At 75.3% G+C, this 19619-nt stretch carries 18 protein-coding genes; 8 read left to right on the plus strand and 10 right to left on the minus strand.

Features of this window, described 5'->3' with window-relative positions; all coding sequences use genetic code 11:
• Positions 1-13: 13 nt before the first annotated feature.
• Positions 14-1054 carry a lactonase family protein gene (locus tag J7I94_RS22950; RefSeq protein ID WP_215169492.1) on the minus strand — a complete coding sequence of 347 codons (1041 nt, stop codon included), beginning with the start codon at positions 1052-1054 and terminating at the stop codon, positions 14-16.
• 539 nt (positions 1055-1593) lie between these two features.
• Entirely contained in the window at positions 1594-3090 is a 1497-nt protein-coding gene (locus J7I94_RS22955) for an FUSC family protein (RefSeq protein WP_215169564.1), read from the minus strand.
• A 216-nt stretch (positions 3091-3306) separates the two neighbouring features.
• Here J7I94_RS22955 and J7I94_RS22960 point away from each other — a divergent pair, with 216 nt between their 5' ends.
• From J7I94_RS22960 to J7I94_RS22970, 3 genes are all read left to right on the plus strand, one after another.
• Positions 3307-3786, plus strand: a complete 480-nt coding sequence (locus tag J7I94_RS22960; RefSeq protein ID WP_215169494.1) for an Lrp/AsnC family transcriptional regulator — start codon at positions 3307-3309, stop codon at positions 3784-3786.
• A gap of 130 nt (positions 3787-3916) precedes the next feature.
• Positions 3917-6709, plus strand: a complete 2793-nt coding sequence (locus tag J7I94_RS22965; RefSeq protein ID WP_215169496.1) for a beta-L-arabinofuranosidase domain-containing protein — start codon at positions 3917-3919, stop codon at positions 6707-6709.
• 116 nt (positions 6710-6825) lie between these two features.
• Positions 6826-7566 carry a DUF4142 domain-containing protein gene (locus tag J7I94_RS22970; RefSeq protein WP_215169498.1) on the plus strand — a complete coding sequence of 247 codons (741 nt, stop codon included), beginning with the start codon at positions 6826-6828 and terminating at the stop codon, positions 7564-7566.
• Positions 7567-7579: 13 nt separating this feature from the next.
• On the opposite strand, the gene J7I94_RS22975 is transcribed toward J7I94_RS22970, so the two are convergent.
• Positions 7580-8347, minus strand: a complete 768-nt coding sequence (locus J7I94_RS22975; protein ID WP_215169500.1) for a LysR substrate-binding domain-containing protein — start codon at positions 8345-8347, stop codon at positions 7580-7582.
• 91 nt (positions 8348-8438) lie between these two features.
• Here J7I94_RS22975 and J7I94_RS22980 point away from each other — a divergent pair, with 91 nt between their 5' ends.
• Entirely contained in the window at positions 8439-8828 is a 390-nt protein-coding gene (locus J7I94_RS22980; protein ID WP_215169502.1) for a DUF5997 family protein, read from the plus strand.
• Positions 8829-8847: 19 nt separating this feature from the next.
• On the opposite strand, the gene J7I94_RS22985 is transcribed toward J7I94_RS22980, so the two are convergent.
• From J7I94_RS22985 to J7I94_RS22995, 3 genes are all read right to left on the minus strand, one after another.
• Positions 8848-9339 (minus strand): DUF1360 domain-containing protein, encoded by a 492-nt coding sequence (locus tag J7I94_RS22985; protein WP_215169504.1) that lies wholly within the window; start codon positions 9337-9339, stop codon positions 8848-8850.
• Positions 9336-9740, minus strand: coding sequence for a DUF2267 domain-containing protein (locus J7I94_RS22990; RefSeq protein ID WP_215169506.1), 405 nt, complete (start codon positions 9738-9740; stop codon positions 9336-9338). The genes J7I94_RS22985 and J7I94_RS22990 overlap by 4 nt, the downstream gene beginning before the upstream one ends.
• A gap of 70 nt (positions 9741-9810) precedes the next feature.
• A complete protein-coding gene (locus J7I94_RS22995) occupies positions 9811-10896 on the minus strand; it encodes a galactosyldiacylglycerol synthase (RefSeq protein WP_215169566.1) in 1086 nt (361 codons plus the stop codon).
• A 241-nt stretch (positions 10897-11137) separates the two neighbouring features.
• On the opposite strand from J7I94_RS22995, the gene J7I94_RS23000 reads away from it, so the two are divergent.
• The 3 genes from J7I94_RS23000 to J7I94_RS23010 all read left to right on the plus strand — a co-directional run bounded on the left by J7I94_RS23000 (position 11138) and on the right by J7I94_RS23010 (position 13783).
• Positions 11138-11998, plus strand: a complete 861-nt coding sequence (locus J7I94_RS23000) for an SDR family oxidoreductase (RefSeq protein WP_215169568.1) — start codon at positions 11138-11140, stop codon at positions 11996-11998.
• 37 nt (positions 11999-12035) lie between these two features.
• On the plus strand, positions 12036-12950 hold the full coding sequence (locus J7I94_RS23005) for a DMT family transporter (RefSeq protein WP_215169507.1): 915 nt from the start codon (positions 12036-12038) through the stop codon (positions 12948-12950).
• Between the two features lie 101 nt (positions 12951-13051).
• Positions 13052-13783 (plus strand): polysaccharide deacetylase family protein, encoded by a 732-nt coding sequence (locus J7I94_RS23010; protein ID WP_215169509.1) that lies wholly within the window; start codon positions 13052-13054, stop codon positions 13781-13783.
• A 25-nt stretch (positions 13784-13808) separates the two neighbouring features.
• Here J7I94_RS23010 and J7I94_RS23015 read toward each other — a convergent pair whose 3' ends face one another.
• Genes J7I94_RS23015 through J7I94_RS23030 form a run of 4 tightly spaced genes read right to left on the minus strand, consistent with a single transcriptional unit; the run spans position 13809 to position 18610 of the window.
• Entirely contained in the window at positions 13809-14939 is a 1131-nt protein-coding gene (locus J7I94_RS23015) for an XdhC/CoxI family protein (RefSeq protein ID WP_215169511.1), read from the minus strand.
• Complete coding sequence (locus J7I94_RS23020) at positions 14932-17058, minus strand: xanthine dehydrogenase family protein molybdopterin-binding subunit (RefSeq protein ID WP_215169513.1); 2127 nt, start codon at positions 17056-17058, stop codon at positions 14932-14934. The genes J7I94_RS23015 and J7I94_RS23020 overlap by 8 nt, the downstream gene beginning before the upstream one ends.
• Complete coding sequence (locus J7I94_RS23025; protein WP_215169515.1) at positions 17055-18047, minus strand: xanthine dehydrogenase family protein subunit M; 993 nt, start codon at positions 18045-18047, stop codon at positions 17055-17057. Before J7I94_RS23025 ends, J7I94_RS23020 begins: the two co-directional genes overlap by 4 nt.
• Positions 18044-18610 (minus strand): (2Fe-2S)-binding protein, encoded by a 567-nt coding sequence (locus J7I94_RS23030; protein ID WP_215169517.1) that lies wholly within the window; start codon positions 18608-18610, stop codon positions 18044-18046. The genes J7I94_RS23025 and J7I94_RS23030 overlap by 4 nt, the downstream gene beginning before the upstream one ends.
• A 248-nt stretch (positions 18611-18858) precedes the next feature.
• Here J7I94_RS23030 and J7I94_RS23035 point away from each other — a divergent pair, with 248 nt between their 5' ends.
• Positions 18859-19440: a TetR/AcrR family transcriptional regulator gene (locus tag J7I94_RS23035; protein WP_215169519.1), complete on the plus strand. Its 582-nt coding sequence runs from the start codon at positions 18859-18861 to the stop codon at positions 19438-19440.
• Positions 19441-19619: the final 179 nt, after the last annotated feature.

The following is a 19619-nucleotide window of genomic DNA, read 5'->3' on the forward strand; positions in this document are numbered from 1 at the left end:
CAAACGACAGGCCCTAGCCGAAGACCACGCAGGAGGCCGCCGGGACGGTGATCGCGCCGGCGCGGCGCGGCAGGCCGGTGCGTTCGTCCACCGCGAACCAGGTCACGTCCCCGGAGCGCTCGTTGGCCGCGTAGAGGAAACCGCCGGCCTCGGTGAGCGCCCGCGGCCAGTGACCCCCGCAGGGCACCGTGCCGGCCGGCCGCAACGTCTCGCCCTCGACGGCGAACGCCGTCAGGACGTCCGCGCCGCGCGTCGCGGTCCACACGAACCGGCCGTCGGACGAGACGACCACGCCGGACGGGTAGGCGTCGCCGGCCGGGGCACCGGGCAGCACCGGGACCTCGGTGAGCGGCCGGAGCGCCCCCTGGTCGGCGTTCCAGCGGCAGACGGTGACGGTCGGCGCGAGTTCGTTGACCACGTAGGCGCGGGTGCCGTCCGGGTGGAAGGCCAGGTGACGGGGGCCCGAGCCGGGACGCAGAGCGGTCTCCCGGTGGACGGCCGGGGCACCGTCCTCAAGGGTGCACACGCGCACCGAGTCGGTGCCGAGGTCCACGCTGACGGCCCAGCGTCCGCTCGGGTCGGGCTGCACCTGGTGGGCGTGCGGGCCCTGCTGGCGCGGCGCGTGCGGGCCGGAGCCGGTGTGCCGGAGCACGCCGGACGCGGCGCGGGCGAGGGTGCCGTCGGGCCGGACGGGGACGGCGGTGACGCTGCCGGAGCCGTAGTTGGCGGTGAGGACGTGCCCGCGGAACAGGCTGAGGTGGGTGGGTCCGCTGCCGCCGACGGACACCCGCGGCCCGGCCGGTACGGGGCCGTCGGGGGTCACGCGGTACGCGGCCACCGCGCCGTCGGCGGTCTCGCTGACGGCGTACAGCGTGTCGCCGCCGGGCGCGAGCGCCAGGTAGGAGGGGTCGGGCAGGCCGTTCACGGTGCCCAGGGCGGTCAGCGCGCCGTTGTCCGGGTCGACGGCCGCGGTGACGATACCGGGGCCGCCGGCCGCCGTGAACGAACCGATGAACGCCCGCCGCTGCCGGCCCGTGCCGCCGCCCTGTGCCACCGCTGTCCCCTCTCGTCACGCTGCCGCTGCTGCGCTGCTGTCCCTGAGGCCCCGGGTATCCCGAAGGTCCCGGGGCCGGGTGCCGCGGAGGTCCCGGCTGTCCCCGGAGCCCGGGGGCCCGGGGGCCCGGGGGCCCGGGGGCCCGGAGACCCGGGGGCCCGGAGACCCGGGGGCCCGGGGGCCCGGAGACCCGGGGGCCCGGAGACCCGGGGGCCCGGAGACCCGGGGGCCCGGAGACCCGGGGGCCCGGGGGCCCGGAGACCCGGGGGCCCGGAGACCCGGGGGCCCAAACATCCCCGAGCCCCGCACGTCCCCGGGCCCAAGCGTCCCCGGGCCCAAGCGTCCCCGGGCCCAAGCGTCCCCGGAGCCCGAACGTCCTCAGACCCCCGAGCGTCCCGGCCGCGCCCGGCCCTTCCGGCCGCGCGCCGCCGTCACGGCCGCGCGCCCGCCATGTCAGGCACACCTCGTCGTTCCGGGCGACGGTAGCAGCGATCACTTCCGGTCTGGACCGAGTGCACCACGAAGATGTCGGTGACCGGTCAGGCCGCCCGGTCCATACCGAGCGGAGCCGGACCGCGCAGGGGCGCGGCGAGTTCGGCCAGCGCCTGCTCCAGACCGTGCAGATGGATCAGGACCGGCTCCCCCGCGCCCGCCCGTTCCGCTCGCGCGGGCACGGCGGCTCCGCCGCCGGTGAGCGCCTCGACGGCGGCCTCCACCCGGCGGCACGCGGCGGACAGCCGGGCGTCGTGCGAGGCCTCCGGGTCGGCGGCGACGGTCACCAGGCCGTGGATCTCCCGGGCGCAGTCGTCGAGCAGCGCGAGCACCCGGCGGGCACGCCGCTTGCGGGTGCGCAGCGGGTTGAGCGGGTGCGTCAGCGGGGCCACCGACAGCCGGACCCGGCCCAGCAGCCGTTCCAGTTCGGCCACGCGCGGCGCCGGATCGGCGCCCTCGATCCCGGCGATCCGGGCGGCCGCCTCGACGGTACAGAGGTGGACACAGCGCAGGGCCCGCTGGATCCAGCCGTCGGTGACGGCGTGGGTGGTGACCGGCAGGACGAGAAGCACCGCGAGCACCGCGCCGAGCGCGCCCACGGCGGTCTCCGCCAGGCGCAGCGCGAGCAGGGCCGGGGTGAGCACGTCGAGCAGCCCGTAGAGCAGCTCGGCGAGCAGGGTGACGCAGAGCATCATCCAGGTGTACGAGACGGCGGCCGTGTAGAAGATGCCGAAGACACAGGCGGCGGCGAGGACGGCGCTGGGCAGGGCCGCCCCGTCCACCGGGACGGCGACGAGCAGGCCGAGGCCGATGCCGACCGCCGTGCCGGCGACCCGGCGGAAGCCGCGGACCAGGGTCTCGCCGCGCGAGGTGGTGTTGACGAAGACCCACCAGGTCGCGCCCACCGCCCAGTACCAGCGCTCCCCGGACACCAGCTGCCCCACGACCAGGGCGAAGCCCGCGCCGGCCGTCGCCTGGACAGCCTGACGGGTGGTGACGCGGGCGAGTCCGGTGCCGCCGGGCAGGACGGGCACGACGGGCGCTGGGAGGCGGCGCTCGTAGCACCACAGCCCGAAGCGGACCGCCGCGGCGGTGGCCACGGACAGCAGGACGGCGGCGTACTGCCCGGGGAGGTGTCCCGGGGTGGTGTGCAGGAACTGGGCCACGAAGTAGGTCATGAAGGCGAAGACACCGAGGCTGTGGCCGCGCGGCCCCCAGCGCCGGGCGTACACGCCCGCGCCGGTGACGGCGAGGAAGGCGAGGTCGCGGGCGACGGGCTGGTCGTGCAGGACGGCCGCGACGGCGAGCACCGGCAGGCCGACGGCCGGCAGCAGCGCCGTGGTGACCGCCTGGCCGCGGACGGTGGTGTCGGTGACGGTGAACAGGGCGAGCAGCGCGGCGAGACCGCCGGCGATCGCCCCGGCGAGCGGCTGTCCGGCCAGCCCGCAGACGGCGACGGCGGCACCGATGCCCAGCACGGCCCGCGCCGCGAACCGCAGCCGCGTCCGTCCCGGGTCCGGCGCGACGAACATCCTCTTCAGCACCACTGGCCTCCCCCTTCCGCGTACGTCCGGTCCACCGGCAGCAAAAAGGCGCCGCGGACTCCTCCGCAGCGCCATCGACCCGTCCATCACAGCATCCCGCCCACAGCTGGATCAACAGTTTCCTTTTCCACTGGTCCAATGGCACAGCAGATGAGGTCTTACGATGTCCAGGGGCCGGCCAACGGCCCAGGCACCGCACGCGCGACGGAGGACGTCATGGCCGTGGACGAGCTGGACACCCGCATCCTGCGGCTGCTGCTGGAGCAGCCGCGCACCAGCGTCCGCGAGTACGCCCGCATCCTCGGTGTCGCCCGCGGCACCGTGCAGGCGCGGCTGGACCGGCTGGAGCGGGACGGCGTGATCACCGGCACGGGCCCGGTCCTCTCCCCCGCCGCGCTCGGGCACCCGGTGCTCGCCTTCGTGCACATCGAGGTGACGCAGGGGCACCTGGACGACGTGGGGGACGCGCTCGCCGAGGTCCCCGAGATCGTCGAGGCGTTCTCGATCACGGGCGGCGGGGACCTGCTGACCCGGGTGGTGGCGCGGGACAACGCCCACCTGGAGGACGTGATCCAGAAGCTGATCAGCCTCCCCGGCGTGGTCCGCACCCGCTCGGAGGTGGCGCTGCGCGAGCGGGTCCCGCACCGGCTGCTGCCGCTGGTGGAGTCGATCGGGCGTACCCGTCAGTACCGTTGACGCCCTCCCGCCCCTTGCCTATCTTCTGGACGATCTTTCGAACGTCGTCCGATATATCGGACGCGCGAAGAACACCGAATGACACCGAATGACACCGACCGCACCGTGAGTGCGAAGGAACGAGGAGCCCATGGCAGCGCCCCTCTCCCGGCGGTCCCTCCTGCTGGCCGCGGCGATCACCGCCGGAACGCCCGGACTGTCGTACGCCGCCGGTGACCGGCGGGCCGCCGCCCTCGCGGCACCGGCGTCCTGGACCGTCCGGCCCTTCGGGCTGGAGGACGTGACGCTCGGGCCCGGCGTCTTCGCCGACAAGCGGCGGCTGATGCTGGACCACGCCCGCGGCTACGACGTGCACCGGCTGCTCCAGGTCTTCCGCGCCAACGCCGGCCTGTCCACGCTCGGCGCGGTCGCGCCCGGCGGCTGGGAGGGGCTGGACGGCGAGGCCAACGGCAATCTGCGCGGCCACTACACCGGGCACTTCCTGACCATGCTGGCGCAGGCGTACCGCAGTACCGGTGAGCCGGTGTTCGCCGACCGCATCACCACCGTGGTCGAGGCGCTCACCGACGTACGCGAGGCGCTGCGGCACGACCCGGCCGTGCTGAGCGTCGACGGGCCGCGGGGCGGGGCCGTCGAGAACGTGCGCGGTTCGTACCAGTACGTCGACCTGCCCGCGGGCGTCCTCGGGGAGGCTCCCGCGCTCACCCTGGCCGCCTGGGTGAAGCCCACCCACGACGGCGCCTGGGCGCGGGTCCTCGACTTCGGCGACGACACGACCCGCTATCTGTACCTGGCCGTCCGGGACTCCGCCGGTGTGCCCCGGTTCGCGATCACCGACGGCGGACCCGGCGCCGAGCAGGCGCTCAGCGGCATCGCCGCGCTCCCCCTGGACGAGTGGAGCCACCTGGCGGTCACCCTGGCCGACGGCACCGGGACGCTGTACGTCGACGGCGTCGAGGTGGACCGGAACACGGACCTGCCGCTCACCCCGGCCGCGCTCGGCGGCCTCGCCCACCACTGGCTGGGCCGCTCGCACTTCGCCGCGGACCCGGTGTTCGCGGGCGCCTTCGGCGGGTTCGACGTGTGGTCGCGGGCGCTCGGCGCCGACGAGATCGCCGGGGCCCTGAACCGTCCGGGCGGCGGCGACCTCGTCTCGTACGCCTTCGACGAGACCGGCGGCGGCTCCTTCGCGGACGCCTCCGGGCGGGGGCTGGCCGCGACGCTGCGGCGGACCTGGGGCGGGCCCAGCCATCCCGGGTTCCTGGCCGCGTATCCGGAGACGCAGTTCATCGAACTGGAGTCGATGACCGGCAGCGACTACAGCCGGGTGTGGGCGCCGTACTACACCGCGCACAAGATCCTGCGGGGGCTGCTGGACGCGTATCTCGCGCTCGGTGACGAGCGCGCCCTGGACCTCGCGGCCGGGATGGGCGACTGGATGCACGCGCGGCTGTCGGCGCTGCCTGCCGCCACGCTCCAGCGGATGTGGGGGATCTTCTCCAGCGGCGAGTTCGGCGGCATCGTCGAGGCGATCTGCGATCTGCACGCGCTCACCGGGCGGGCCGAACACCTCGCGCTGGCCCGGCTGTTCGACCTGGACCGGCTCATCGACGCCTGCGCGGCGGGCACCGACGTCCTGGACGGCCTCCACGCCAACCAGCACATACCGATCTTCACCGGCGTGCTGCGGCTGTACGACGAGACGGGCGAGGAGCGTTACCTCGCCGCCGCGCGGAACTTCTGGGGCATGGTCGTACCGCACCGCATGTACGCCATCGGCGGCACCAGCAGCGGTGAGTTCTGGAAGGCGCGGGACGTGATCGCGGGGACCCTCGGGGAGACGACCGCCGAGACCTGCTGCGCGTACAACATGCTCAAGCTGAGCCGGGCGCTGTTCCTGCACGAGCAGGACCCGTCGTACATGGACTACTACGAGCGGGCCCTGTTCAACCAGGTGCTCGGCTCCAAGCAGGACCGCCCGGACGCGGAGAAGCCGCTCGTCACCTACTTCATCGGGCTGGCACCCGGACAGGTGCGGGACTACACGCCCAAGCAGGGCACCACCTGCTGCGAGGGCACGGGCATGGAGAGCGCCACCAAGTACCAGGACTCGGTGTACTTCGCGGCGGCCGACGACAGCGCCCTCCACGTCAACCTCTACGTCCCGTCCACGGTGACCTGGGCGGAGAAGGGCGTCACCGTCACGCAGGTCACGGACTTCCCGCGCGAGCAGGGCAGCGTCCTGACGGTCGGCGGGTCCGGGGGCTCGTTCGCGCTGAGGCTGCGGGTGCCGTCCTGGGCCGTCGACGGGTTCCGGGTGACCGTCAACGGGCGTGCGGTGCCGGGGACTCCGCGGCCGGGGAGCTACTTCACCGTGTCGCGGACCTGGCGGGGCGGCGACACCGTGCGCGTCGCCATGCCGTTCCGGCTGCGGGTGGAGCGGGCACTGGACGACCCGTCGACGCAGGCCCTGTTCCTCGGCCCGGTCAACCTGGTCGCGCGCTCGTCCTCGACCGGGTTCCTGGAGGTCGGCCTGTACGGCGGCGCGGGGCTCTCCGGCGACCTGCTGCCCGCGCTCACCCCCGTGCCCGGCGCGCCGCTGCACTTCACGCTGGACGGGCTCGACGGCGTCCAGTGGGCACCGTTCGCCGAGGGGACCGAGGATCCGACGCACGTCTACGTCCGGCGGGCCGAGCCCCGGATCGTGTTCGGCGGCACCGACGCGGGCGTCGCCAACCCCGCGCGGGCCGACGGCACCACGCTGCTGGACGAGGTGTGGGCCGGGGCGCCGTTCCGGAGCAAGGACGCCCTGGTGCGGCGGGTGCGGTCCGTCGTGGCCGGGTGGGTCGCCGAGGGGCTGCTCGGGCGGGCCGACGGTGAGCGTGTGGTGGCGACGGCGCGGCGGGCGTCGTACGCGGACTGACGGCCGTACGAGGTTCTGTCCTCGGCCGTACGAGGTTTTGCCCGGAACGCTGATCGGTTGGCGCGGCGCGTCCGTATCTCCTGGTGTCCCAGCCCGCCTCGACCCCAGGAGGCACGATGCGTCTCACGCGCGCCACCGCGGGCACCGCCTTCGTGTGCGGTGCCCTGCTGCTCACCCTCACCGCGCTCGCCTACCCGACCATGCTCGGCGTGCGGAACACCACCGGTGGCCCGGACCGTGTCATCGCCGACACCCGGTACGGCCCGCTGACCGAGGCCGACCGGGACTTCGTGGTCAAGGTCCGGGCCGCGGGGCTGTGGGAACACCCGCTGGGGCTGCTGGCCATGGAGCGGGGGACGACACCGGAGATGAAGGAGGCCGGTGAGCACCTGGTCGTGGGGCACGCCCGGCTCGACGCCACCTGCCGCAAGATCGCGCCGGAGCTGGGCGTCGCGCTGCCCAACCGGGCCTCGCCCCAGCAGCAGCAGTTCGTGGCGACCGTGGAGGGGACGACGGGCAAGCAGTTCGACACGACCGCGGTCAACATCATGCGGGTGACCCACGGGCAGATCTTCCCGGCGATCGCCAAGATCCGCGCCAACACCGAGAACAGCCTGGTCCGTCAGCTGGCCGACCAGGCCAACGACACCGTCCTGGACCACATCACCGTCCTGGAGAGGACCGGCCTGGTCAACTTCGACCAAGCCAACCTCATGCAGACCGCCCCGCCACAGCTGCCCGCGGCCCAGGCGACGCCGCCGGCGCCGCAGCCGGGGGAACCGGTGGTGTCGCTCACCGAGCCGCCGGGGCTGGAGGTGAACACGGTGTCGCCGACGCCGAGCCCGACGGTGCGGTGAGTCCGGTCGGCGGCTACGAACGGCGGCGGGGCTTGCCGCGCCGGGCGCCGCCGCCCCGCTTGGCCGGGGCGGCCTGCTTGCCGCTGCCGGCGCCGGTGCCGGGCTTGCGGCGCCCGTCGGCACGTCCGCTCTTCTTCGGCGCGGACTTGGGCGGCTGCGGCTCGGCCTGCTTGCGACCGCGGGTGCTGTTCACGGTCCGGCCGCGGATGATGCCGATGAAGTCCTCGACCAGGTCCGTGTGCGCGTCCTGGGGCCAGGACAGCGCCACGCCGGACCGGGGGGCGTCGGTGACCGGGCGGTGGGTGAGGTCCTTGCGGTGGTGCAGGCGGGCCAGCGACAGCGGCACGACGAGCACGCCGACCCCGGCCGCCACCAGTGCGACGGCGTCGGCCGTGGTGGCGGGGCGCTCCAGGGCCGGCCGCCCCGGCGGCGTCTCCCAGCCCAGGACGTCGTCCATGGGGTGGAACACGATCTCGTCGGCCAGGTCCGCCAGGGTCACCTCGTCGGCCGCCGTGACGACGTGGTCCCTGGGGACCACCACGACGGTCGTCTCGGTGTAGAGGGGAATGGCGCTGAGCACCTCGCGGTCGACGGGCAGCCGCACCAGGCCCGCGTCGGCGACGCCGTCCAGCAGTACGCCGGGCGCCTCGGCGGCGCTCACCTGGTGCAGGGACAGCGGGACGTCCGGCTGCCGCTCGCCCCACACGCGCACCCACTTGCCGGGCATCACCCCGGGGACGTAGGCGAGGCGGAACGAGAGGGAGTCTTCCGAGGCTGTCACCCGGCCAGGTTACCGGCCGCCCGGCCCTCCCACCCGGCCCGGTCGCCGGACGTGGTCGGCGCTCGGTCACCCGCTCGATACCCTGGACGCCATGACCGAGCACCAGAGCACCCAGACGATGAAGCCCGCCACCGCGGCGAAGAAGCTGGGTGTGTACCTCGACGCCACGCCCACCGACTTCCAGGAGGGCACCGTCTCCCGCGCCGAGCTGAACGCACTCCAGACCGACCCGCCCCAGTGGCTGCGCGACCTGCGGCGCGACGGCCCGCACCCCCGGCCGGTGGTCGCCGCCAAGCTGGGCGTCTCCATCGCCGGACTGCGCCGCGGCGGCGTCGACGACGCCCTCACCACCGAGCAGATCGAGGCGCTGAAGCAGGAGGACCCCGAGTGGCTCCGGCGGGAGCGCGCCACGCAGGCCGAGGTCCGCAAGGAGACGGCCCGGGTGAAGAAGCTGCACGCCGAGCGGGCCGAGCGGGACTGAACCGGCCCGGCCGCCGCGTTCAGCCCTCCGCCTTCTGCTCCGTACGGCTCCACGCGTACTGGAGCCAGTCGGACACGGCGACGGCGCTGAGCCCCGCGCAGACCAGCCGGGCGGCCCGGGGAGCGCAGGCGTAGGTGGCGACGAGCCCGCCGGCCACCCAGGCGGAGGTGCAGAACGGGCAGGAGACCAGGTCACCGACGGCCCGGCGCAGGCCGTTGCCGCGCGGCGCGTCGTTGACCTCGGTGCCGTGGCTGTCGGCCTCGCGCTGGGTGAACGGCGCCCGCAGGAAGCTGGTGACCTTGTCCTTGGTCAGCAGGCGGGACGCCTTGAAGGTGGCCGTCCCCAGCAGGGCCAGGTCCCAGGGCGGGACCCCGTCGGGCAGGCGTACCCCGCGCCGGCGCGCCGTCCACGCGAACAGCCCCAGGCCGGTCGCGAAGGTGCTCGCGAGCGTCGCGTAGCCGCCGAGGGGCGTGCCTTCCTCGTCGCCGTAGATCCGTTCGTTGTCCGTCATGCGTGCCTCCCCGTGGCCGTCTCGCCGGTCCTGCCGAACAGGTCGGCCCAGTCCGGCGGGAGCTGTTCCAGCAGGTGGCCGACCTGTCCCTCGGAGACCGTGTCGGCCACCGTGGACAGGACGGCGCTCGAATCCCATTCGGCGGTACGCGGGCGCGCGCCGGTCTGCCGGGCCACCCGCCGGAGGAACTCCTCCCGGTCGAACGACTCGGGGCGCCCTCGTTCCAGGCGCAGCGCGTCGTCCAGCGGTGCGGGCAGCTGTGCTGCCAGGTCACCGGCCTCTTCCGGCACGATCCGGGAGGCGAGGACCCACAGAACCGCTTCGGTGACCTGCTCGGCCTCCTCCTGGCTGTGGTACTCCCCGCGGTCACGGACCTGGGCCAGGAACTCGTCCACCCTCACGGCCTGCCTCCTCGCTCGATCTTCCGCCCGGGTGCCCGCTCCCCGGACGGAGTAACCGGCGGCACCGCTCTCATCCGGACCCGCGCGACGGTCGCGGACGGGTGCGGTGCGTGAGGCCGAGCGCCAGGTCCACGGGATCGTCCCGGAAGAGGGCCCGTCCGGCGGCGACCCGCTCCCGGCGGGCGGGGCCGTCGGGGGTGAGCCGGCCCAGCGCCGCCAGCAGTTCCGGGTCGTCCGCGGCGGCCTCCGAGACGCCCAGCGCGGCCATGGCGCGGACGCCGTCGGCGCCGTGGCCGGGGATCGGCCGGTGGCCGACGACCGGCAGTCCGGCGGCCAGCGCCTGTACGGCGGTCTGGCCGGCCGCGTTGTCGACCAGGGCGCGGGCCGCGTGCAGCAGGCCGGGCATGTCGGTCACCCAGCCCAGGGCGAGCACGCCCGGGACGCGGGACAGGGCGCGGCGCAGCCGCTCGTCGGCACCGCACAGCACCACCGGCAGCCAGCCGTGGCCGGCCAGCAGCCGGGCGGTGGTGTCGAGGTGCGAGGCGACGCCCCAGGCGCCGGAGGTCAGCACCACGGGGGGCCGTCCGGGGCCGTGCCGGGCGAACCGGCGCCGCCACTCGGCGGCCCCGGGGGCCTCGGTGCGGAACGCCGGGTCCACGACGGGACCGCACGTCAGGGCCGGCGCCCCGGTGCTCCGGCGGGCCGCGCGGGCGGACTCGTCGGTGAGGCACAGGTAGTGGTCGTTGCCGGGGTGCAGCCACTGCCGGTGCGCCACGAAGTCGATCACGAAGACGGCGCTGGGGACCGACAGCCGGCCCCGGGCGCGGAGGTGGCCGGTCAGCTGGGCGCCGAGGTGGAAGACGGGGACCACGACGTCGGCCTCCGTCCGCTCGGCCAGCCGGCTCAGCCGGTCGCCGGCCAGGCGGGCCAGGGCGGTGCCGCTGGGGCGGCGTCCGGGGCCGGGGCGCAGAAACAGCCGGTACAGGGCGGCGTAGGCCCAGGGGAAGTGCCGTACCGACCCGCGGTAGAAGTGCCGCAGCCCGCCGCCGAGACCGTACGGCAGCAGGGTGAGCACGTCGACGACCACCGCGTCGCCGCCCCGTTCGCGGGCCCGGCGTACCAGCTCGGCGGCGACCGTGTCGTGTCCGGCGCCCATCGCGGCGCTGACCACCAGCAGCCGCCCGGCGGGCCGGGAGGACGCCGGGGCCGGCCGGCGGGACGTGGACGGGCTGCTGGGGCGCACGGCTGAGGGAGTAGCCCGCCCACCGCAGGCCAAACCGCCGCCAGCCGGGCGTTTCGGACGGTCCTGGCTGGATACTCCGTCACCGCCCGTCCCGCCGATCGCCACGGCGCCGAACGCCCGCACGGTGATCCGGCCCGCTGCCGAGGTGGTCGACATGGTCTCCGCGTTCTCCCGCCCCCGGTTCCCGGCCGCGCCGTCGGCCGCCGCGCCCGACGCGTCCGACGCGGCCGTGGCGCGGGTTCCGCGGCGGACGGGCGCGGTGGACCCGCGGACGCGTACGGCGCTGGTGACGGGGGCCTCCTCCGGCATCGGCGCGGCCCTGGCCCGGCGGCTGGGGGCCGAGGGCACCTGGGAGCTGGTGCTGACCGGCCGCGATCCGCGGCGGCTGCGCGCCGTCGCCCACGACGCCTCGGCCGCCTCCTTCGCCGTCGACCTCACGGCTCCCGGGGCCGACCGCCGGCTCGCCGGCTTCACCCTGGCGACGCTGGGGCCGGTGGACCTGCTGGTGGCCGGTGCCGGGATCGGCTGGGCCGGGGAGTTCCGCGAGATGCCGGCGGACGCCATCGGCGAGGTGATCGACACCGACCTGGTGGCCACGGTGCGGCTGGTGCGGCTGCTGCTGCCGGACATGGTGGCGGCGGGGACGGGGCGGGTGGTGCTCGTCGGGTCGCTGGCGGGCTGCGTGGGGGTGCGGGGCGAGGCCGTGTACTCCGCCGCCAAGGCGGCGCTCGGCACTTTCGCGGACGCCCTGCGGCAGGAGTTGCGCGGGACCGGGGTGGGCGTCAGCCATGTGATCCCCGGTGTCGTCGACACGCCCTTCTTCGAACGCCGCGGCACGCCCTACCGGCGGTCCCGGCCCCGCCCCGTCCCACCGGAACGCGTGGCCGACGCGATCCGTGACGCGGCGCTCCGGGGCCGGGACGAGGTGTACGTGCCGGGCTGGCTGCGTCTGCCGTGCCGGATCCACGGCGCGGCACCGGGCCTCTACCGGCGACTGGCCGCCCGGTTCGGATGAGCGGGCGGCCGGCTCCGGTGGCCGGGGGTGCGCGACGGTGAGTGCGCTCACCGTCGTCCTCGCGCTGTTCGCCGCGCTGTCCAACGCCGCCGCGTCGGTACTGCAGCGGCGGGCCGCCGCGCAGGACGCGGACGACGCGGCGCCGGGCCACCCGGTCCGCTGGCTGCTGCGGCTGCTCCGGGACCCGTACTGGGTCGGCGGTGCGGCACTGCTCGCGGTGACGACCGTGCTCCAGGCGGCGGCGCTCGCGGTCGGCAGTCTGGCCGTCGTCCAGCCGCTCATGGCCAGTGAGCTGCTGTTCACCCTGGTGGTCGGCAGCGTGGTGTTCCACCATCGCCCCGACTCGACGACCTGGCTGGCGTTCGGGGCGCTGGCCGTCGGGCTGGCCCTGTTCCTGGGCGCGGCCTCGCCCGCCGAGGGCCAGGACACCGCCACGCCGGGCCGGTGGGCGGCGGCCGGGCCGGCGGTGCTCTGTGCGGTGACCGCGCTGGCCGCGGCCGGACGACTGACCCGTGGCGCCCCGCGCGCCGCGCTGTTCGGTTCGGCCTCCGCGGTGGCCTTCGGGGGGACGGCCGCGCTGCTGAAGGAGGTCACCGGCCGGTTCCCCCAGGGCGCGGGCGCCGTACTGACGCAGTGGCCGCTGTACGCCACCGGGTTCGTGGGCGTGATCAGCTTCCTGCTGCTCCAGAGCGCGCTGCGCGCCGGGACGCTCGCCGCCTCCCAGCCCGCGCTGACTCTCGGGGACGCGCTGACCAGCGTGGCGCTGGGCTGGACGCTGTTCGGGGAGGAGATCGCCCTCGGGGTGCGGATCCTGCCGGAGCTGATCGGGGTGGCCCTGATCGGCCTCGGCAGCCTGGGGCTGGCCCGCGCGCCGTCGGTGCACGGCGCGTGGGACACCGCGGCGGCGGCGCGCGACGGTCCGGGCGGCGGGAGCGGCTGGGTACGGAGATGATGCGGGACGTGGGCCGTCCGCACGCCGGCCCCGGCCCTGGCACAGCCCCACCCCTCTGCCCTCTGCCCTCTGCCCCCTGCCTCAGTAAAGGAGCCCGACGGATGAGCGACCGGTCCCGTGTCCTGCGCGCGGCCTGCGCCGTGGTGCCGTTCGCCGTGGCGCTGGCCCATGCCGGTCCGGCCGCCACCTGGCTGCCGGGGCCGCGCCGCCGCTGGCTGCCCGGTCTGGCCGGCGTCGGCCACCCCGGCCATGTCGCCCTCACCTTCGACGACGGCCCCGACCCGGTCTCCACCCCGCGCTTCCTCGGCGCACTGGACGATCTCGGCGTGCGGGCGACGTTCTTCCTCCTCGGCGAGAGCGTCGCCCGCCATCCGGAAGTGGCCGCGGAGACGGTCCGCCGGGGGCACGAACTCGCCGTCCACGGCTGGGCCCACGACCGCCCCTGGCTGCCCTCACCGGCCCGGGACGCCCGCGAGCTGGTGCGGGCCGCGCGGGCGGTGCGCGACGTCACCGGCCGGTGGCCGTACTGGTACCGCCCGCCCTACGGCATCCTCACCACCGGACGCTGGACGGCCGCCCGGCGCGCGGGGCTGCGGCCGGTGCTGTGGACGGCGTGGGGCAAGGACTGGCGGCGGGACGCCACGCCCGCCTCGGTGCGCCGCACGGCCGCGGCGGACCTGCGCGGCGGCGGGACGCTGCTGCTGCACGACAGCGACCACGCGTGCGCCCCGGGCAGTTGGCGCGCCACGCTGGGCGCCCTGCCCGCCGTCGTCGCCGACTGCCGCGCGGCGGGCCTGACCGTGGGACCGCTGGCGGGGCACGGCACGGTGTGAGCCGCTCGTACCCCCGCCCCGCGTCTCAGGCCGCCGCCCCCGTCAGGTCCCGGTGGATCGGCGCGGCCGAACCGGTGAGCGGTACGCCCGTGCCGCCCCGCCGGGCGGCGACTATCTCCGCCGCGATGGACAGCGCCGTCTCCTCGGGAGTACGGGCGCCCAGGTCGAGGCCGATCGGCGAGCGCAGCCGGGACAGCTCGCGGTCGGTCAGGCCGGCCTCGCGCAGCCGCCGGGTGCGGTCGGCGTGGGTGCGGCGCGAACCCATCGCGCCGACGAACGCGACCGGCATCCGCAGCGCCTCGGTCAGCAGCGGCACGTCGAACTTGGCGTCGTGCGTGAGCACGCACAGCACCGTCCGCCCGTCCGTGGCGGTGCCCCGCAGATAGCGGTGCGGCCAGTCGACGACGACCTCGTCGGCCTCGGGGAAGCGGGCCGCCGTGGCGAAGACGGGCCGGGCGTCGCACACCGTCACGCGGTAGCCGAGGAACTTGCCGGCCCGGACCAGCGCCGCCGCGAAGTCGACCGCGCCGAACACGATCATCCGGGGCGGTTCCACACTCGACTCGACGAGCAGCGAGAGCCCGCCGGGGCAGTGCGAACCGTCCTCCGACAGACCGACGAGCCCGGTGCGGCCGGCGTCCAGCAGGGCGCGGGCCTCGGCCGCCGCCGTGCGGTCCAGGTCGGGGTGGCCGCCGAGGCCGCCCTCGTGGGATCCGTCGGGCCGGACCAGCAGGGCGTGCCCCAGCAGCTCCGCCGGGCCCTCGACGACCCGGGCGAAGGCCGCGGGGCCCTGGCCGGTGGCGGCCGTCAGGGCCGCCTCGAAGACCGCGCGGGACGGCGCGTCCGCGCGGACCGGGGTGACCAGGACGTCGATGATGCCGCCGCAGGTCAGCCCGACCGCGAAGGCGTCCTCGTCGCTGAAGCCGAACCGCTCGCGCACCGTCCGGCCGTCCTGGAGGGCCTGGACGCACAGGTCGTACACCGCGCCCTCCACGCAGCCGCCGGAGACGGAGCCGATCGCCGTGCCCTCCCCGTCGACGGCGAGGGCGGCGCCCGGACCGCGCGGGGCGCTGCCGCCGACGGACACGACGGTGGCGACGGCGAAGTCCCGGCCCTCGGCGGCCCAGCGGTGCAGCTCGCCGGCGATGTCAAACATGTCCGCCCGCCTCGATGACGCGGTCCGGCCGGATCGGCAGGTGCCGGTGGCGGACGCCCGTGGCGTGCCAGACGGCGTTGGCGATGGCCGCCGCGGCTCCGACGACGCCGATCTCACCGACGCCCTTGATGCCGACCGGGTCCTCCGGGTCGGGGTCGTCCACCCAGTCGGCCTCCAGGCGCGGGACGTCGGCGTGGGTGGCGACGTGGTAGCCGGCGAGGTCGGGTCCGTAGAGACCGCCGAAGGCGTGGTCGCGGACCGCTTCCTCGTGCAGGGCCATGGAAATGCCCCAGGCCATGCCCCCGAGGAGCTGGTTGCGGGCGGTGAGCGGGTTGACGATCCGGCCGGCCGCGAAGATGCCGAGCATCCGGCGCACCCGTACCTCGCCGGTGGCGGTGTCCACGGCGACCTCGGCGAACTGCGCCCCGAACGAGTGCCGTTCCTTCTGCGCGAGGGCCTGGAGCGCCTCGGTGGTGTCGGACCGTACGGTGATGCCCTCGGGCGGGATGCCGGTGCCCAGCGCGAGCCGCTCCCGCAGTTCGGCGGCGGCGGCCTGCACCGCCCAGGCCCAGGAGCGGGTGCCCATGGAGCCGCCGGCGATCCCGGCCGGCCCGAAGTCGCTGTCGCCGATGCGCACCCGGACCCGGTCCGGCGTCGTCTCCAGCGCGTCGGCGGCGACCAGGGTGATGGCCGTACGGGCGCCGGTGCCGATGTCGGCGGCGGCGATCCGCACGGTGAAGGTGCCGTCGGGCTCGGCGGTCACCAGGGCGGTGGAGGGCAGGGCGCCCGCGTGGAAGGAGGCGGCGGCCGTGCCGGTGCCGAGCAGCCAGCGTCCCTCGCGGCGCACGCGGGGACGCGGGTCGCGGTCCGCCCAGCCGAAGCGGCGGGCGCCCTCGCGGAAGCAGGCGGCCAGGTTGCGGCTGCTGAACGGCATGCCGGAGACCGGTCCCGTCTCCGGCTCGTTGCGCAGGCGCAGTTCGACCGGGTCGAGGCCGCACTTCTCGGCCAGTTCGTCGAGGGCCGCCTCCAGGGCGAACGACCCGGGTGCCTCGCCCGGCGCGCGCATGTAGGTCGGGGACGGCACGTCGAGCCGTACGACGTCGTTGACCGTGCGGTGGGCGTCGGCGTCGTACATCACCCGGGCCACGGCGGCGCTGGGCTCGACGAACTCGTAGACGGTGGACGTCTGGTTCAGCGAGCGGTGTTCCAGGGCGCGCAGCCGGCCGTCGGCGCCGGCGCCGAGCCGGACCCGCTGGGCGGTGGGGCTGCGGTAGCCGGCGAGGGAGAACATCTGGCGGCGGGTCATGACGACGCGGACCGGCCGCTGGAGGACGGTGGCGGCCATCACGGCGGACACCTGGTGGGCGCGGACGCCCTTGCTGCCGAAGCCGCCGCCGATGTGCTCGGAGCGGACCCGGACCGCGGACTCGTCCAGCGAGAAGATCTTGGCCAGATCGCTCTGGACCCAGGTGGTGCCCTGGTTGGAGTCGACCACCTCCAGCCGGCCGCCGTCCCAGTGGGCGGTGGCCGCGTGCGGCTCCATCATGCTGTGGTGCTCTTCGGGGGTGGTGTACTCGGCGTCCACGACGTGGGCGGACGCGGCCAGTCCGGCCTCCAGGTCGCCTTTCTCCGCCACGGCGGGCATGAACCCGTCGCCCGGGTAGGCGTCCGGGCGGTCCGCCGAGAGCGCGGTGTCGTGCGACTCCTCGTCGTACTGGACGACGAGGGACTCGGCGGCCTCGCGGGCCTGTTCGGGCGTCTCGGCGACGACCAGGGCGACCGGCCAGCCCACGTGCGGCACCCGGTCGTGCTGGAAGACGGCGGCGGTCGGGTCGGGGACGCCCAGCATGCCGATGTAGTCGGTCTCCACGCGCGGCGCGTTGCCGTGGTGGAGCACGGCGAGCACGCCCGGCATCTCCAGGACGGGGCCGGTCCCGATCGCGCGGACGCGGCCGCGGGCGACGGTGGAGAGGACCAGCCAGCCGTGGGCGAGGCCGGCGAAGGGGATCTCCCCGGCGTACCGGGCGGCCCCGGTGACCTTGTCGCGGCCCTCGACGCGGGTGTGGGCGGTGCCGACGGCGCCCTTCGGCGTCGTACGGCCGGTGGTGGCCGTGGTCATCGGGCGGCCTCCTCGGTGAGCTGCGTCAGGACGGCCACCACGAGGTTGCGCATGAGGGTCACCTTGTATCCGTTGTGGGGCAGGGGCCGGGCCGCCGCCAGTTCGGCGTCCGCGGCGGCGGCGAAGGTCTCCGCGTCGGCGGGGGCGCCGGTCAGCGCGCGCTCGGCCGCGTGGGCCCGCCAGGGCCGGGAGGCGACCGCGCCGAAGGCCAGCCGCGCCTCCTGTACGACGCCGTCGTGTACGTCGAGCGCGGCGGCGACCGAGCCGATCGCGAAGGCGTAGGAGGCGCGTTCGCGCACCTTGCGGTAGCGGGAGCGGGCGGCGACCGGGGCGGGCGGCAGGGTCACGCCGGTGATCAGCGCGCCCGGCGGCAGGGCGGTCTCCCGGTGCGGGGTGTCGCCGACGGGCAGGTAGAAGTCGGCGAGGGGCAGCTCTCCCGGTCCTTCCGCCGTCTCGTAGGAGACGACGGCGTCGAACGCGGTGAGCGCCACGCCCATGTCCGAGGGGTGGGTGGCCACGCAGTGGTCGGAGGCGCCCAGGATGGCGTGGTTGTGGTGCTCGCCGCCGAGTGCGGAGCAACCGCTGCCGGGGACGCGCTTGTTGCACGGCCGGGCGGTGTCGGTGAAGTAGCCGCAGCGGGTGCGCTGGAGCAGGTTGCCGCCGACCGTGGCCATGTTGCGCAGCTGTCCGGAGGCGCCGGCGAGGACCGCCTGGGACAGCGCGGGGTAGCGGCGGCGGACCTCGGGGTGGGCGGCGAGGTCGCTGTTGGTGACGGTCGCGCCGATCCGCAGTCCGCCGTCGGGGGTCGGCTCGATGCCGTCCAGGGGCAGTTCGCGGACGTCGACGAGGAGGCCGGGCCGTTCGACGCCGGTCTTCATCAGGTCGACGAGGTTGGTGCCGCCGCCGAGGTAACGGGCGTCGGGGTCGGCGGCGAGCAGGGCCACCGCACCGGGGACGTCGTCGGCGCGCTGATAGCCGAACTCCCTCATGCCGCCGCCTCCTCGGTGCCGTGCGTGCGCTCCTCGGCGGCGCGGGCCACCGCGTCGACGATGGAGACGTACGCGGCGCAGCGGCACAGGTTTCCGCTCATCCGCTCCCGGATCTCCTCGGGTGTCAGTTCGGGCGGCCCGGCCTCGGGCCGTACGTCGTCGGTGGCGGCGCTGGGCCAGCCCGCCGCGTGCTCCTCGATGACGCCGACGGCCGAACAGATCTGGCCGGGCGTGCAGTAGCCGCACTGGTAGCCGTCGAGGTCGAGGAACGCCTGCTGCACCGGGTGCAGCCGGTCGCCGTCGGCCAGGCCCTCGACGGTGGTGATCTCGCGCCCGTCGGCCGCGACCGCGAGCTGCAGGCAGGCCACCGACCGCCGCCCGTCGATCAGAACCGTGCAGGCGCCGCACTGTCCCTGGTCGCAGCCCTTCTTGGTACCGGTCAGGTCGAGCCGCTCGCGCAGCGCGTCGAGCAGGGTGATGCGGTGGTCGACGGTCAGGGGGTGCTTCTCGCCGTTGATGTTCAAGGTGATGGCGCTGTACGTCGGCGAGGGCGCTGAAGCCATGGGTCAGCCTTCTTCATGCGTCAGGGTACGAGGGGGTGGCGCTGTACGAGAGAGTGGGCTCGGGAAGCATCTGGGGGAGGCGCGACACGGCGAGGGCCGCCCGCGGCCGGTGGGCCGGGGCCTCTGGCGCGTGCCGCGCCTGTGGATATGCTGACGTCAACCGGACAGCTGTCCGCTGGAAAAAACGTAACGGACAGCTGTCCGGTTAGCAAGGACGGGATTCGGACAGGAACCCGTGAGGAGGACTGGTGGAACAGCCGGGGCACAAGGCGCCGTTGCGTTCGGACGCACAGCGCAACCGTGAGCGGATCCTCGCAGTGGCACTGACCGAGCTGACGAGGTGTGCCAACGCTCCGTTGAGCGCCATCGCCAAGAAGGCGGGGGTCGGCCAGGGCACGTTCTACCGCAACTTCCCCAACCGGGAGGCGCTGGTCCTGGAGATCTACCGCCACGAGATGGGACAGGTCGCCGACAGCGCGGCCGCACTGCTCGCGGAGCGGGACCCCGAACAGGCCCTGCGCGCGTGGCTGGATCACCTCGCCCGCTTCGCCCTGACCAAGGCGGGTCTGGCCGAGGCCATCCGGCAGGCCACCTGCGCCCCGGACGGCCCGGCCAAGCCGGAGCCCTCCCCGGTGCTGGCCGCGGCCGAACTCCTGCTGCGCGCCAATGAGGAGGCCGGCACCATCCGCCCCGGTGTCACCGCGGACGACTTCTATCTCGCGATCGCGGGGCTGTGGCAGATCGAGCCGCACCACGACTGGCAGACGCGTGCCACCCGGCTGCTGGACTTCGTCATGGACGGGCTGCGGGCGGGCGCGCCCGGGAGGTGAATGCCGTCCCCGTCCCCTTGAGTGGCCCCCCGTCCCTTCCGAGGGTGCGGACGCCCCTTCGTGCACCTGTGCGCCCCCGCATGGGGGGACACGGGGCGGCCACGAGCCGTTGAGCCGGGCAGAACAATGAATCGAGCAGCGGCCCGGTGAGCGGTCACCGGGCCCGTCCGTACGTCGGC

Source organism: Streptomyces sp. ISL-12 (assembly GCF_018614415.1).
GTDB lineage: Bacteria > Actinomycetota > Actinomycetes > Streptomycetales > Streptomycetaceae > Streptomyces.